This window comes from Bradyrhizobium sp. (assembly GCF_022844465.1).
Lineage (GTDB): Bacteria > Pseudomonadota > Alphaproteobacteria > Rhizobiales > Xanthobacteraceae > Bradyrhizobium.
Map to the genome: position 1 here is coordinate 120,177 of NZ_JALHLP010000002.1, position 13,537 is coordinate 133,713.

The following is a 13,537-nucleotide window of genomic DNA, read 5'->3' on the forward strand; positions in this document are numbered from 1 at the left end:
CTACGAGAAAAGGATGGTTGACAGCCGCCTGCGCCCGTCGACGGTGGCCTCGTCGGCGCCGCCCCACGCCTCGAAGAACTGCACCAGCTGCTTGCGCGCGCCGTCGTCGTTCCACTTGCGATCGCGCCTGACGATTTCGAGCAGATGATTGGTCGCATCGGCGCGCTTGCCCTGGGCGTTCAGCGCGGTGGCGAGGTCGAACCGCGCCTGATGGTCCAGCGGGTTTGCGGCGACCTTCTGCTCAAGCTCGGTCACCGGCCCGACCGCCTCGGCCTGCTCGGCGAGGTCGATCGAGGCCTGCACCGCCTTGACCGCGGCGTCGTTGCGCTTGGATTCCGGGACCATCGCCAGCGTCTGTCTGGCCTGCTCGAGCGCGCCTGTTGTCACGTAGCATTTCGCCAGCCCGGCAAGCGCCGGGATATGGGTGGCGTCGTGGCCGAGCACTTCCGCGTAGATCTGGGCGGCGCCGGCGGCATCGCCTTCCGCCAGCACGGCCTCGGCCTCCTGCAGGATCTCCGCGATGTTGGGCTCGCCCGGCGCGGCCACGCCCTTGGTGAGCTTGTCGATGAAGGCGTTGACCTGGCTTTCCGGCACCGCGCCCATGAACCCGTCGGCGGGCTGGCCGCCCACGAACGCGATCACGGCCGGGATCGATTGGATTCCCATCTGGCCGGGAATGGCGGGATGCTCGTCAATGTTCATCTTGACCAGCTTGACCTTGCCCTTGGCGGCGCGAACGGCCTTTTCCAGCACCGGCGTCAGCTGGCGGCAGGGCCCGCACCACGGCGCCCAGAAGTCGATCAGCACCGGCTGGCGCTTCGATTCCTCGATCACGTCCTTGACGAAGGACTGGGTGGTGGTCTCCTTGATCAGATCGGGGGCTGCCTGCGGCGCCGGTCCGCCGCCCTGCTCTACTATCGTCACGGTATCCTCGCCTGATATTTCGAGAAATGCACTGGGTACGGGACGTTTCTAGCACGATCCATCGCGAAATCCTTGTTCGCTAGATGGCGGCTGGGCCGCAAAATTCAATCCACCCCGCCGGATCCGTTGACCGCCTGAAACCGCCGCGGCCGACCGGGCGCGCCTCGGGACCGCACGGCGGATCGCCGGGCCGAATCGCTCGGTCGCGTGGCGTCAAAGGCTCCCGGTTCCCGCCAGGGCCGGTCAGGGAAGGGAGTCAAACCGCGTTTGGGCATTGTTTCGGACTGATTCGCGCCGGTTTGCTGGATAAAACCGATCATCAGGAAGACCGCGAACCCCCGTGCGGGCTGTTGCATTCACGGTCTGCATTTGGCATAGCTCTGCCGTTGACGGCAGATGATCGCCGCCATCTCGGATGCGGGTGTAGCTCAGTGGTAGAGCACGACCTTGCCAAGGTCGGGGTCGAGGGTTCGAGCCCCTTCGCCCGCTCCAGATTTTCTCAATCGGCAAAGCACCGGATCAAGCGATAGGCCGCCTTCCCTGGCGGCCTTCGGCTATTCATCGCCCGGTGGTGATCCATCTCTCTTTTCGTTCGCTGGGATCGTGCCATGATCCGGAAACAGCGACCGTAGAGTCGTTCGATCACTCGGCAGGGCGAATTCATGGGCCGAAAAATCATTCTGCTGTCCGACGGCACCGGCAATTCCGCGGCCAAGGTCTGGCGCACCAATGTCTGGCGGACCTTCGAGGCGCTGGACCTTTCGAACAATGACCATGTCGCGTTCTACGACGACGGCGTCGGCACCTCGTCGTTCAAGCCGATGGCGATTCTCGGCGGCGCGTTTGGGCTTGGCCTGCGACGCAACGTCATCGCGCTCTACAAATTCGCCTGCCGCAACTACCGCGACGACGACGACGAGCTGTTCGGCTTCGGATTTAGCCGCGGCGCGTTCACGATCCGGATCGTGATGGGGCTGATCGACAGCCAGGGCCTGCTCAAGGCCGACAATGAAGCCGAACTCCACAGCCTGGCGAGCGCGGCCTACCGCGCCTACCGCAGGGACCGCTACCGGAACCTCAAATTCGAGGCGCCCTACCAGTGGCTCCGCAACAAGTTCGGCCCGGACTATCCTCCAAGAGAAGTTCGCCGCAACGCCAGGATCAGGTTCGTCGGCGTTTGGGACACGGTTGCCGCCTACGGCATGCCGGTCGACGAAATGACCCGCGGCATTCACAAATATCTCTGGCCGATCGAGCTGCCGAACAACCGCCTGTCCGCCAGCGTCATGCGGGCGTGCCAGGCGCTGGCGCTCGACGAGGAGCGCACCACCTTCCATCCCCATCTCTGGGATGAGAGCGCCGGCGCCAACGGCAACGCCGCCGCGCCCGATGCCGAAGGACGGCGCTTCATCTGGGATGAGCGCATCAGCCAGGTCTGGTTCGCCGGCGTCCACGCCAATGTCGGCGGCGGCTATCCCGACGACGCGCTGGCCCATATCCCGTTTGTCTGGATGATCACCGAGGCCAGGCGATGCGGCCTCAGATTCAAGTCGGATCATGCCGGCGCGCCGCCCGATCCCGATCGCATGATTGCCGATCCCGACACCTTCAAGAACGCCATTTCGAAGCGGGACAAGGACGGACGGCTTTACGATCCGCGCAAAGGCCTCGGCGGCTATTACCGCTACGGGCCGCGCAAGCTCGTCCCGTTTCTCTATCCGGAGATCAAGAAGGAGGAGGAAGACGAAGTCGGCGTCGGAACCGCCAAAATCCACGAAAGCGTCTTCCGGCGCATCGAAAACCACGCGCATGCCTATGCGCCGCTCGGCCTGCCGCCCTATTATCGCGTCGTCCGGGACGACGGCGAAATCATTTCGCCCGACAAGTTCGTGATCGCGCCCGCCACGACGCCGTTCGAAACCAGTGCGGCCGCCGCGCAACGCTCGCGGGCGCAGGAGCATGTCTGGAACGAAGTCTGGAAGCGCCGCATCGTCTATTTCGCCATCGTCGGCGCGACATTGTGGCTGCTGCTGTTTCCGCTTCTCAGCGGCGCCGAACGCGCCGACGAGTTCACCAGCCCGATCCGCTGGGTGTCCGACCTCGTTCGTTTCGTCGGCGCGTTCCTTCCAGACTTTGCATCGACATGGATCAACGGCTATGCGCGGGCGCCGGGCTGGTTCCTGTTCCTGGTTCTTCTCGTCACGGCCCTGCTCTATCTGTCGTCGCAGATCGCCTCGCGCACCTCGACCCTGATGGCATCGATCTGGCGGAGGACGCCGGCGGCCCCGTCGGGATTTCCGGACAACTGGATCTATCGGTTACGCGGCAACAAGGCCTACATTGCCTTCCACGAAGGCCTGAAACGCCAGCTCGCCCCGGCCTTCTTCGCCGTCCTGTTCCTGTATCTGGGCCTGTCGGCGCTCAGCCATGTTGCCTTCAATGTGCTGGATGTGGCCGGACAGACCTGCATCGATCACGTCAAGGATCCATCGGTCCCTGCCGCTACCAAACTCAAGGTCGGCGACCAGAGAGTCATCCCCTTCGAAATTTCCAGCCTCTGCACGGCAACGGGCATCGAACTGGAAACCGGCGGCGCACGCTATTACGTCCGGGTCGATCCCCCGGCCGGTGTCGAGGCCGGCAAGTGGAAGTGGGACAACGGCGTCTTCACGATTCCGGTCGGCGGGCCTTCGACCAAGGAGCCGGTGGCCTGGTATCAGCGGCTCTACCTGACGATGCTGATGCCGCTGCGGCGTGAGCTGTTCCAGGACTGGTTTCGGATCGTGCTGCGTTACGGCCGGGTCGGCGGCGAGGAGAGCACGTTCCTGCCCGATCCGACCGACCCGCTGATCCAGGACAACATCAAGCCGACGCGTCCCGGCGAACTGTTCATCTTTGTCAACAACGCGGTGATTGGCGTGCCCGGACTATATGGCTGGCTGCAAGGCTTCAGCCGCGGTGCGGGTCAGCTGACGGTGCGGCGGACGCGATGACGCGCTGCGGTGCAGTGCGTTCGTCGCAAAAAAGTCTCAAACAAAAACGGACGAAGAAACGTTTTCGACGCGTTTTGGTCGGTGCCGCGCATCGCACGCTTCTCTCCCGCGCGGGATGTGTTATCATTTTTAACTCTGCTCCATCTTACCAGTCTCTCGAACATTCAGCACAAGAACAAATGGCAGCCGCCAGGCTGCATAGGGGAGTGACGCGATGAAATCGGCTTTCAATCGATCCATGCTTGCGCTCGCAGCCATCCTCGTCGTCGCGGGGGCGGGCCAGGCCAACGCGCAGCAGAAGGCGCTGAAGAAGTACGATTCCGGCACCAAGGAATTCTGGACCAACCCGCCGCCGGACTGGTTCCTCGGCGACGAGACCGAAGCCCAGAAGGGTCAGGCGCCGCCGTCCGGCCCGCCGACTGGCGCTTCGGAAGCCGAACTGGCGGCGATGATGAAAAAGATCAAGTTGCCGCCGGGGTTCAAGATCGAAGTCTACGCCTCCAGCGTGCTGGCCGCGCGGCAGATGGCCTGGGGCGACAAGGGAACGATGTTCGTCGGCTCCTTCGGCCTCGGCAACGTCTATGCGATCAAGGACAATGGCGGCAAGCGGGAGGTCAAGACCATCCTCAAGGGCCTCAACATGCCGACCGGCCTCGCCTTCCGCGACGGCGCGCTCTACGTCATCGCGGTCGACAAGCTGATCAAGTACGAGAACGCCGAGGCCAATCTCGACAACCTCGGCACCGGCAAGGTGGTGTATGACGACATGCCGTCCTACGCCGCGCATGGCTGGAAATACATCGCCGTCGACAAGGAAGGCTGGTTCTATCTGCCGTTCGGGCCGCCCTTCAACATCGGCATACCCCCGACCAGCGTCTCGCAGATCCGTCGCGTCGATCCCAAGACCGGCAACGCCGAGATCTACGCGCTTGGCGTCCGCAACAGCGTGGGCGGCGACGTCGATCCGCGCACCGGGCGATACTGGTTCACCGAGAACGCCCGCGATTGGATGAGCGACGACATCCCGAGCGACAAGCTGAACATGATCACCAGGATCGGCGAGCATTTCGGCTATCCCTATTGCCACCAGGGCAACCTGCCGGATCCAAAATTCGCGATGGGTCACAAATGCTCGGAGTTCACTCCGCCGGTGCTCAATCTCGGCGCACACGTGGCACCGCTCGGCATGAAGTTCTATACCGGCGATCAATTCCCGGCCGAGTACAAGAACAACATCTTCATCGCAGAGCACGGCTCCTGGAACCGGCGCAAGTACCAGGGTGCCCGGATCAAGCGGGTCATCGTCGGCCCCGACGGCAAGAATGCCAAGCAGGAGATCTTCGCCTCCGGCTGGCTTGAAGGGGACACGGGCTATCTCGGCCGTCCGGCCGACATCTTGCTGGGTAAGGACGGCTCGATGTTCGTGGCCGACGACTGGGCCGGTGCGATCTATCGGATCAGCTACAGCAAGAAGTAGGCGCGTGGCGGTTCCAAGCGATACCGGTTGGCGTGAAGAATACGCGGCAACGTGAAAAGGCGACAGTCAGGGGCTGCGGGGGCTCGGGAACGGGCGGCCGCAGCCCTTGTTGTCTGGTGTAGAGGAATTCGGATGCGAACGGCACTGACCGGGATCATACTGGCGGCGGTCATCGCCTGCGGCTCGCTCGCCAACGCCGCGGATATCGCCGCAGGCAAGGCCAAGGCCGAGCTGTGTGTCGGCTGTCATGGCGAGAACGGAATTTCGCATATCGAAAACACCCCCTCGCTCGCCGCGCAGCCCGACCTGTTCACCCAATGGCAGCTCGTATTCTTCCGCGCCGGCGCGCGCAAGAACGAGCAGATGCAGCCGATCGTCGAGCAGCTCAGCAATGAGGACATTCGCAATCTCGGCGCCTATTACGCCTCGCTGGCGCCGCCAAAGGCGTCCAAGCCCGACGACGACCCCGAACTCTCAAGAAAGGGAGCGCAGGCCGCCGCCGGCCGCCGCTGCGCCTCATGCCATACCGACAGCTACGCCGGCACCAAGGGAGTGGCCCGCGTCGCCGGCCAGCGGGAGGAATACCTGGTCAAGGCGCTGCGCGACTACAAGTCCGGCGTGCGCTCCGGCGGCGCCATGGCGACGATGGCGAATCTGGCCTTTTCGCTCAGCGAGGAAGAGATCGAGGCGCTCGCGCATTATCTGGCGCATCTTTAAAGCGTTTTCCAGCGAAGTGGAAACCGGTTCGCGTCAAGAAAACGCGTCAAATCAGGAATCTAGAGCCCCGTTTCGATTCCATCGAAACGGGGCTCTAGAACCGGGCTTCACCTCACCCCCCGCTGCTTCTCATACGCCTTGAGGTGGGTGTAGGCGATCCGCAGCTTCGGCGCCGGAATCTTGGCGGCATCGGCGCGCGCGACGAGATCGCCGATCACGTGGTCGGCTTCCACCGGCAGTCCGGCCCTGACATCGCGGAACATCGAGGCCGTCATCGGCGAACCCGCGGTGGTCAGCAGGCCGCGGGTGCGCTGCAGGAACGGTGCGCCGGGCGGGTAGCCCTCCGCGGTCGCAATCGCGCTGCATTCGTCGAGCATGCCGAGCAGGAAGTCCTCGCCGCCGGCCACCGCCACGATGTTGCCGACCGCGGTTCGCATCAGACAGGTGGAAGCTGCCAGCGAAGCCAGGAACACCCACTTCTCCCACATGTCCTGCAGGATGTGCGCGCTTGCCGCCGCGCCGAACTTGCCGCTGTCGAAAATGCCGGCGATCGCCCGCACCCGCTCCGACATCGCGCCGTCGCGTTCGCCGAAAGTCAGCGATTGCATCGGCGCCAGTTGAACCACTTCGCGCGCCTCGTTCAGCGTCACGGCGATCGCGCAAAGGCCGCCGAGCACGCGCGAAGGACCGAATTTGCGGTCGAGCATGTCGAGGTGCAGCATGCCGTTGAGCAGCGGAATGATCGCGGTGTTCGGTCCCACGGCCGGCGCAAAGGATTTGATGGCGTCGTCGAGGTCGAACGCCTTGCAGCTCAGCAGCACCAGGTCGAAGGTCTCGGCGAGCCTGTCGGCCTGGACCGTCGGCGGGTTCTTCAGGGTCACGTCGCCGGCGGCGCTGCGGATGACGAGGCCGGCGTGCGCCAGTTCCGCGGCGCGCCGGGGGCGGACCAGAAACGTCACGTCGCGCCCGGCCTGCAACAGCCGGCCGCCGAAATATCCGCCGATGGCGCCGGCGCCGACCACGAGAACGCGCATGGCGAGAGTTCCTTGTTGTTCCTCAGGGGCGAATAGTGCGTTGCCTATAGCGGACTGGGAAGGGCTATTCGCCATTCGCCTTCCTACCACTTCTCCCCGAACGGCCTGATCTCCATCTCGAACGTCCAGGCGCTGCGCGGCTGCTGGTAAAGCTGCCAGTAGGACGCGGCAACCGAGGCCGGTGGCATCAGCGCGTCCGGATCGTTGTGCGCCGCCTTGCCCAGGAGATGCTCGCGGCGCTGGCGCACCCAGGCGGTATCGACGCCGGAATCGATGACCAGATGGGCGACGTGGATGTTTTTGGGGCCGAGTTCGCGCGCCATCGACTGCGCCACCGCGCGCAGCCCGAATTTGGCGCTGGCAAAGGCGGCATAGCCGTTGCCGCCGCGTAGCGAGGCGGTCGCGCCGGTGAAGAAGATGTTGCCCTGGCCGCGCGGCAGCATCAGGCGCGCGGATTCCCGTCCGGCCAGGAAGCCGGCCCAGCAGGCCATTTCCCAGACCTTGCGGAACACCCGGTCGGTCGTCTCCAGAATCGGGAAGTTGACGTTGGCGCCGACATTGAAGATGCAGACTTCCAGCGGCGCGTGCGCGTCGGCGTCCTCGAGAAACGCCGCGACCTGATCCTCCTTTCGCGCATCGAGCGTGCGCGCCACCATCGACCCGCCCGCGGCCTCGATCTCCCTGGCCAGCGGCTCCAGCTTGGCGCCGTCGCGCCGGCCGGCGAATACCGTAAACCCCTCAGCGGCAAATTTTTTGGCGATTTCGGCGCCGATGTAGTCGCCGGTGCCGATCACCGCACAGGTCGCGTTGCGTTTTTTCATGTTCCTGTTCCTTGGCCCCGTCATTGCTAGGAGCAAAGCGAAGCAATCTATCGGACCACAAGGGATGTAAGAATGGACTGCTTCGCGGAGCCTGTCATCGGGCGGGCATTCGCCCGACCCGTTGGATCGCAATGACGGCAGTCGCTATTTCCCCGAGACCATTTCCTCGACTTCGCGCAACTGCTCTTTGCCGAAGAACATTTCCTTGCCGACGAAGAAGGTCGGCGAGCCGAACGCGCCGCGCTCGACGGCGGATTGGGTATTCTCGATCAGTTTCGCCTTCACGTCGGCGTCCTGGGCCCGGGCGAAGAGTTTGGCCGCGTCCAGTCCGGATGCGGCCAGCGCCTTGGCCGCGACATCAGGATCGTCCATCTTCTTCGGCTCCACCCACATATGGTGGAAGGCGGCCTCGACATATTTCTCGAACACGCCTTCCAACTGGGCCGCCACCGCCGCGCGCATCAGGTTAAGCGTGTTGACCGGAAAGAATGGATTCCAGTTGTAGGGCTTGACGGCGAAGCGCTTCAGGAAGCGTTCGGTTTCCAGCGCGTGAAACTCGCGTTTGTTCTTGATGCCGGCAAACGCCTCGGCGGGCGAGCGGTTGTTGGTGGCCTTGAAGATGCCGCCGAGCAGAATCGGCACATATTCGAACTTCGCGCCGGTGCGCTTTTCGATCGCCGGGATCGCCTCGTGACTGAGGAAGGCGTTCGGGCTGCCGAAATCGAACAGGAATTGCGGCTTGGCACTCACTGGCGGTCTCCCTGATGCTTTGTTCCATAGTGACCGAAGGCGCGCGATGCGTCCACAATATTATGATGACCATAATACTCCAGATGGGGCTACGGTTGCTTGGCGCGGTCGCTGAAAGCGAGCTTGACGACGTGGTCGCGGATATCGTCGGGCCAGCCGGCGATGAGAGCCACCAATCGCCGGCGGTCGCCGGCGAACAGCGCCCGCGAGGCTTCCTCGAAGCCCGCCAGATTGCCAGCCATGGCAGACATGAAATGGTAGGCGGCGTCGCGGCTGGCGCGGGCGCGATCGCCGCTGGTGCGGCGCGCCTCGTCGACCAGCTTGCGTAGCGCGACCGACGCGCCACCCGGTTGCGCACCGAGCCATTCCCAGTGTTGCGGCAACAACGTCACCTCGCGCGCGACGACGCCGAGCCTGGGCCGCCCACGTCCGCGCGGCAGGGCTGCCGCCGCGCCGTCGTTGGCAGGTGCACCATCGGCGGCGGGTTGCTGCACCCGCGCAAGGATGTCGCGCTCGGTGCCACGGAGGTCCAGATCGACCGGGCGTCCGGTGGCGTCGTCAAAGATGATGATCGGCGGGGCCGCAGGCCGTCGCGAGATTTCCATGACCGCCCGCGCGACCTCAGCGAGCGGCCCCGCCGCAAGGCGTTCAAGCCCCATGAAGGCAGTAAAATGGGAGGGCATTTCCTTGGCTCGTCGGAAGCTCGGGATTTCCTGGGTTCGTTAGATTTACCCGGATAAATTTTGAGAGCAATACTATCCGGGTAATAAATCGGGCCGGCCAGGCTATCTCGACTTTCCTGGAGCCGACTGGCACCAACGCGCCATCATTGGAGGGCGGCCATGCTGACGGTTCATCATCTTAACAACTCGCGCTCGCAGCGGGTGTTGTGGCTGCTCGAGGAGCTTGGCATTCCCTATCAAGTGGTCCGCTACCAGCGCCAGCCGGACATGCGGGCGCCGGCAGAACTGCGCGCCGTCCATCCGCTCGGCAAGTCGCCGGTCATCACCGATAACGGCAACACCATCGCGGAGTCGGGCGCGATCTGCGAATACATCATCGGCGCCTATGGCGACGGCCGCCTGATTCCGCCGCCGAACACGCCCGAGCGCCTGCGCTACACCTATTGGCTGCACTATGCGGAAGGTTCGGCGATGTCGCCGCTGTTGCTGAAGCTGCTGTTCACGCTGATGCCGAAGCGTGCGCCTGCCCTGCTGCGGCCGCTGGTGCGAAAAGTCTGCAACCAGGCGCTGACAACGTTGGTCAATCCGCAACTGAAACAGCACATGACCTACTGGGAGAACGAACTCGGGAAAAGCCAGTGGTTCGCTGGCAACGAGTTCACCGGCGCCGACATCCAGATGAGCTTTCCGTTGGAAGCGGCGGCGGCGCGCGGCGGCCTGGAGCAGGGCCACCCCAGGGCGATGGCGTTTCTGGAGCGTATCCACGCCCGGCCGGCCTATGCGCGCGCGCTGGAAAAGGGCGGCCCGTACGCGGTGGGGCGGTGACCGGGCCTGGAGCGAGATGACGTTTCTTCGAATCGTCATCTCGCTCCAGTTCTTTGTTTGAGCATGATCTTCTCGGAAAACCGCAACACACTTTTCCGGATCATGCTCTACGGCCCAACCGCCGCGATCACCTCCCTGACCAGCCGGCCGAGCCCGTCCATGTCGCCGGTCGGATCGGCGCTGTCGCCGAGGCGAACCACGATCAGGCGCTGCGACGGCACGATCACGACGCGCTGGCCGAGATCGCCGGAGGCGAAGAACGCGTCGCGGGGAATGCCGAGTTGCACGCGCCGCCTGGCGTTGGGATGCTCGCTGCGATTGGTCCAGAAGCCGGCGGCGTAGTCCGTGTCGAGGGTCGCGGCGGCGCAGAAATCCACCCAATCCTCATGCAGGATGCGCTTGTCCCCGATCTCGCCGCCATGGAGGTAGAGAAGGCCGAACCTCGCCCAATCCCGCGCGCTCGCCAGCATGTGGCTGGCGCCCTGCAGCGTTCCTGCGCCGTCGAACTCCAGCGTGACGTTGCGCATGCCGAGCGGATTGAACAGCTCGCGCCAGGCGAACGCCAGCGACTGCTCCGGCCCGCCGACCGCGTCGCGAATGATGCGCGCCAGGATCTGCGTCGTCGGGCTTGAGTAATGCCATCGCTCGCCCGGCGGCGCCATCAGCCTGGCGCGCACGGCGTAGGCCGCCGTATCGTCCTGCAGGAACATGCGGCTGGACTGATCGAAGCCGGAATTGGTCTCGTCCAGGTCGAGGCCGCTGGTCATCCGCATCAGGTGCTCGACCTCGATCTCGCGCCGCGGATCGTCGGCGCCGCGCCATTCCGGTATCGGCGCCGGCATCGAGGGCGTGACCAGGCCCTGTTGCGTGAGGATTCCGATCAGCGCGTTGATCACCGACTTGGTCATGGAAAAGCCGGGCAACGGCGTATCGACGCCGACGCCCGCGGCATAGCGTTCCGCGATCACCCGGCCGTCACGGACCACGACGACCGCTTTGGTCCGCCGCAGCAGCGCCGCTTCCGGCTCCGCAAAGGCGTGATCGAGCGCGGCCTTCAAGGCGGGATCGGCGGGCTCGACCACATCAGGCCCGGCAATCTCGGGCAGCAGCGCGGGCGTTCTCGCCTTCAAGGCCGCGACATCGTTCTTCAGGAGATACGGCTCGTCCGGCCCATGCCGTTCGACGCAGCCCAATCCGTCGCGAAACACCGCGCGGGCGCCGAACAGTCCCAGGGCCGACGCTTCGACGGTCCCGGCGGTGCGGTCGAACTGAAAGCGGAGCGCGTGGCGCAGCAGCCGAATCCCGGCGCGGTCGGAAACCTCGATGAAGACCGCCTGGGGTTCGAAGCCCGAAACAAACGTCTTGCTGCAGATGTTGTGGGCGACGAAGCTGGTGGCGACGCGGATGGCGCGATCTGGCCGGAAGTAGGCGCTCGTAGCCGCAATTGCGGCGATGACGATGGCGACAGCAAGGATGGCCCATCTTCGCAAGTTCAATGGCCCTGGGCGGGAGCGAACGATCTCAATCCCATCGCCCCTGGTCATTGCCTCATTGTCCGGCCGCTGTCGCGCCGCGGCTGCGCGGATCGGCTGCGCCGAGCAACCCTGCGGGCGTGACCGCGATCGAATTGGCCGAGGTCTGGCCAAGCGGCTCGATCACCTGATGGCCCATTGCCCGCAGCGCATCCAGCGTTTCGGCCGGGAATCCGCGCTCGACGCGTACCGCGTCGGGCATCCACTGATGATGCACGCGCGGCGCGGCCACGGCGGCGGCGACGCCCATCCCATAGTCAAGCGCGTTGACCACGATCTGCAGCACCGCCGAGATGATCCGGCTGCCGCCGGGCGTCCCCGTCACCAGCACCGGCTTGCCGTCCTTCAGCACGATGGTCGGCGACATCGACGACAATGGTCGTTTGCCGGGGCCGGGAAGGTTGGCCTCGAAACCGACCAGACCAAACGCGTTCGACGCGCCGGGGGCGGCGGTGAAATCGTCGAGTTCGTTGTTGAGCAGCACCCCGGTGCCGTCGGCGACCAGCCCGACGCCGTAGGAAAAGTTCAGCGTGTAGGTGTTGCTGACGGCGTTGCCGCTGGAATCGACCACGGAGTAATGCGTGGTGTTGCTGCCCTCGCGCGGCGGGGCAAGCGACAGGATATCGGCGGACGGCGTTGCGCGGGCAAGGTCGATGCCAGCCCGCTGCCTGGTGGCGTAATCCTTGGTGATCAGAATATCCGCCGGGGCGTTGACGAAGGCGGAATCGCCGAGATGGCGGGCGCGGTCGGCGTAAGCGCGCTTCATCGCCTCGATCATGAGATGCAGGGAGGCAGCCGAGCCCTGTCTCATGTCCGCCATTGCGAAACCTTCGAGAATGTTCAGCGCCTGCACCAACACCGTGCCGCCGGACGAGGGTAGCGGCATCGAGACGATGTCGTATCCGCGATAGCTGCCGCGCACGGGATTGCGGATGAGGGCCTGGTACGATCGCAGATCGTCGGCGGTTATGACGCCGCCAGCATCGGCAACGGCCTTTGCCAGCCGTTCGGCGATCGGCCCGTCATAGAAGGCGCGGGGTCCCTGTTCCGCAATCGTCGACAGCGTCGCGGCAAGATCGGACTGGACCAGCCGGTCGCCTTCCTGCAGCGGCGCGCCGTCGCTCCGCGAAAATATCCTGGCGGAGTTCGGCCAGCGCGCCATCCGGCGATACATGTCCGGCAACGTGTCGGCCATGTCGTCGGCGACGACGAACCCGTCGCGCGCCAGTTCGATGGCGGGCTTGAGGATCTGTCCGAGCGTGAAGCGGCCGGAGCCGTATTTTTCCAGCGCCAGCGCCAGTCCGGCAACGGTGCCGGGCACCCCGATGCCAAGCGCGGAATTGCGCGATTTGTCCGCATCGGGCTTGCCGTCCGGCCCAAGAAAGACGTCGCGCGTGATCGCCGCGGGCGCAGTCTCGCGATAGTCGATGGCGACCTGCTCGTGGCGTTCGGCCGAATGGATCACCATGAACCCGCCGCCGCCGATGTTACCGGCGCGCGGATAGGTCACGGCGAGCGCAAAGCCGGTCGCGACCGCGGCATCCACCGCATTGCCGCCCTGCCGCAGGATGTCGGCGCCGACTTGCGCGGCGAGCCTTTCCTGCGCGACCACCATGCCGCGATCCGAGGCGATGGCACGAACCTGGGAGGGATCCGGCGGCGAGTAGTCGCGCCGCTGCTGCTGCCCGACCGCTGGGGCCGCGCAGGCCAACGTCAGTGCAATGACGGCGAACGTCGCTCGGCGCCACAAGTTTGGAAACGTCGTCATCGAGAAACCGCCG

Annotated in this window: 11 protein-coding genes and 1 tRNA gene; 5 read left to right on the forward strand and 7 right to left on the reverse strand. The window is 64.9% G+C overall.

What is annotated here, in order from left to right; translation table 11 throughout:
* Positions 1–924: a thioredoxin gene (gene trxA / locus Q0D31_RS06845; RefSeq protein WP_291847387.1), complete on the reverse strand. Its 924-nt coding sequence runs from the start codon at positions 922–924 to the stop codon at positions 1–3.
* Between the two features lie 417 nt (positions 925–1,341).
* On the opposite strand from trxA, the gene Q0D31_RS06850 reads away from it, so the two are divergent.
* From Q0D31_RS06850 to Q0D31_RS06865, 4 genes are all read left to right on the forward strand, one after another.
* A tRNA-Gly gene (locus Q0D31_RS06850) sits at positions 1,342–1,416 on the forward strand.
* Positions 1,417–1,586: 170 nt separating this feature from the next.
* Complete coding sequence (locus Q0D31_RS06855; protein WP_291847390.1) at positions 1,587–3,917, forward strand: DUF2235 domain-containing protein; 2,331 nt, start codon at positions 1,587–1,589, stop codon at positions 3,915–3,917.
* Between the two features lie 214 nt (positions 3,918–4,131).
* Complete coding sequence (locus Q0D31_RS06860) at positions 4,132–5,394, forward strand: PQQ-dependent sugar dehydrogenase (protein ID WP_291847393.1); 1,263 nt, start codon at positions 4,132–4,134, stop codon at positions 5,392–5,394.
* Between the two features lie 132 nt (positions 5,395–5,526).
* Positions 5,527–6,111 (forward strand): c-type cytochrome, encoded by a 585-nt coding sequence (locus tag Q0D31_RS06865; RefSeq protein WP_291847396.1) that lies wholly within the window; start codon positions 5,527–5,529, stop codon positions 6,109–6,111.
* 107 nt (positions 6,112–6,218) lie between these two features.
* Here Q0D31_RS06865 and panE read toward each other — a convergent pair whose 3' ends face one another.
* From panE to Q0D31_RS06885, 4 genes are all read right to left on the reverse strand, one after another.
* Entirely contained in the window at positions 6,219–7,145 is a 927-nt protein-coding gene (panE, locus tag Q0D31_RS06870; RefSeq protein ID WP_291847398.1) for a 2-dehydropantoate 2-reductase, read from the reverse strand.
* Between the two features lie 83 nt (positions 7,146–7,228).
* Entirely contained in the window at positions 7,229–7,966 is a 738-nt protein-coding gene (locus Q0D31_RS06875) for an SDR family oxidoreductase (protein ID WP_291847399.1), read from the reverse strand.
* A gap of 144 nt (positions 7,967–8,110) precedes the next feature.
* On the reverse strand, positions 8,111–8,716 hold the full coding sequence (locus Q0D31_RS06880; protein ID WP_291847402.1) for a 2-hydroxychromene-2-carboxylate isomerase: 606 nt from the start codon (positions 8,714–8,716) through the stop codon (positions 8,111–8,113).
* Between the two features lie 89 nt (positions 8,717–8,805).
* Complete coding sequence (locus Q0D31_RS06885; protein ID WP_291847404.1) at positions 8,806–9,399, reverse strand: DUF2239 family protein; 594 nt, start codon at positions 9,397–9,399, stop codon at positions 8,806–8,808.
* Positions 9,400–9,558: 159 nt separating this feature from the next.
* On the opposite strand from Q0D31_RS06885, the gene Q0D31_RS06890 reads away from it, so the two are divergent.
* Complete coding sequence (locus tag Q0D31_RS06890) at positions 9,559–10,224, forward strand: glutathione S-transferase (RefSeq protein ID WP_291847407.1); 666 nt, start codon at positions 9,559–9,561, stop codon at positions 10,222–10,224.
* A gap of 107 nt (positions 10,225–10,331) precedes the next feature.
* On the opposite strand, the gene Q0D31_RS06895 is transcribed toward Q0D31_RS06890, so the two are convergent.
* Positions 10,332–11,714, reverse strand: a complete 1,383-nt coding sequence (locus tag Q0D31_RS06895) for a serine hydrolase (protein ID WP_291847410.1) — start codon at positions 11,712–11,714, stop codon at positions 10,332–10,334.
* Positions 11,715–11,772: 58 nt separating this feature from the next.
* Positions 11,773–13,524, reverse strand: coding sequence for a gamma-glutamyltransferase (gene ggt, locus Q0D31_RS06900; RefSeq protein ID WP_291847413.1), 1,752 nt, complete (start codon positions 13,522–13,524; stop codon positions 11,773–11,775).
* Positions 13,525–13,537: the final 13 nt, after the last annotated feature.

Coding starts and splice junctions, on each gene's coding strand:
- Q0D31_RS06885 (WP_291847404.1), bottom strand. CDS start 9,399: ATGCCCTCCCATTTTACTGCCTTCATGGGGCTTGAACGCCTTGCGGCG.
- ggt (WP_291847413.1), bottom strand. CDS start 13,524: ATGACGACGTTTCCAAACTTGTGGCGCCGAGCGACGTTCGCCGTCATT.
- Q0D31_RS06875 (WP_291847399.1), bottom strand. CDS start 7,966: ATGAAAAAACGCAACGCGACCTGTGCGGTGATCGGCACCGGCGACTAC.
- Q0D31_RS06855 (WP_291847390.1), top strand. CDS start 1,587: ATGGGCCGAAAAATCATTCTGCTGTCCGACGGCACCGGCAATTCCGCG.
- panE (WP_291847398.1), bottom strand. CDS start 7,145: ATGCGCGTTCTCGTGGTCGGCGCCGGCGCCATCGGCGGATATTTCGGC.
- Q0D31_RS06890 (WP_291847407.1), top strand. CDS start 9,559: ATGCTGACGGTTCATCATCTTAACAACTCGCGCTCGCAGCGGGTGTTG.
- Q0D31_RS06860 (WP_291847393.1), top strand. CDS start 4,132: ATGAAATCGGCTTTCAATCGATCCATGCTTGCGCTCGCAGCCATCCTC.
- Q0D31_RS06865 (WP_291847396.1), top strand. CDS start 5,527: ATGCGAACGGCACTGACCGGGATCATACTGGCGGCGGTCATCGCCTGC.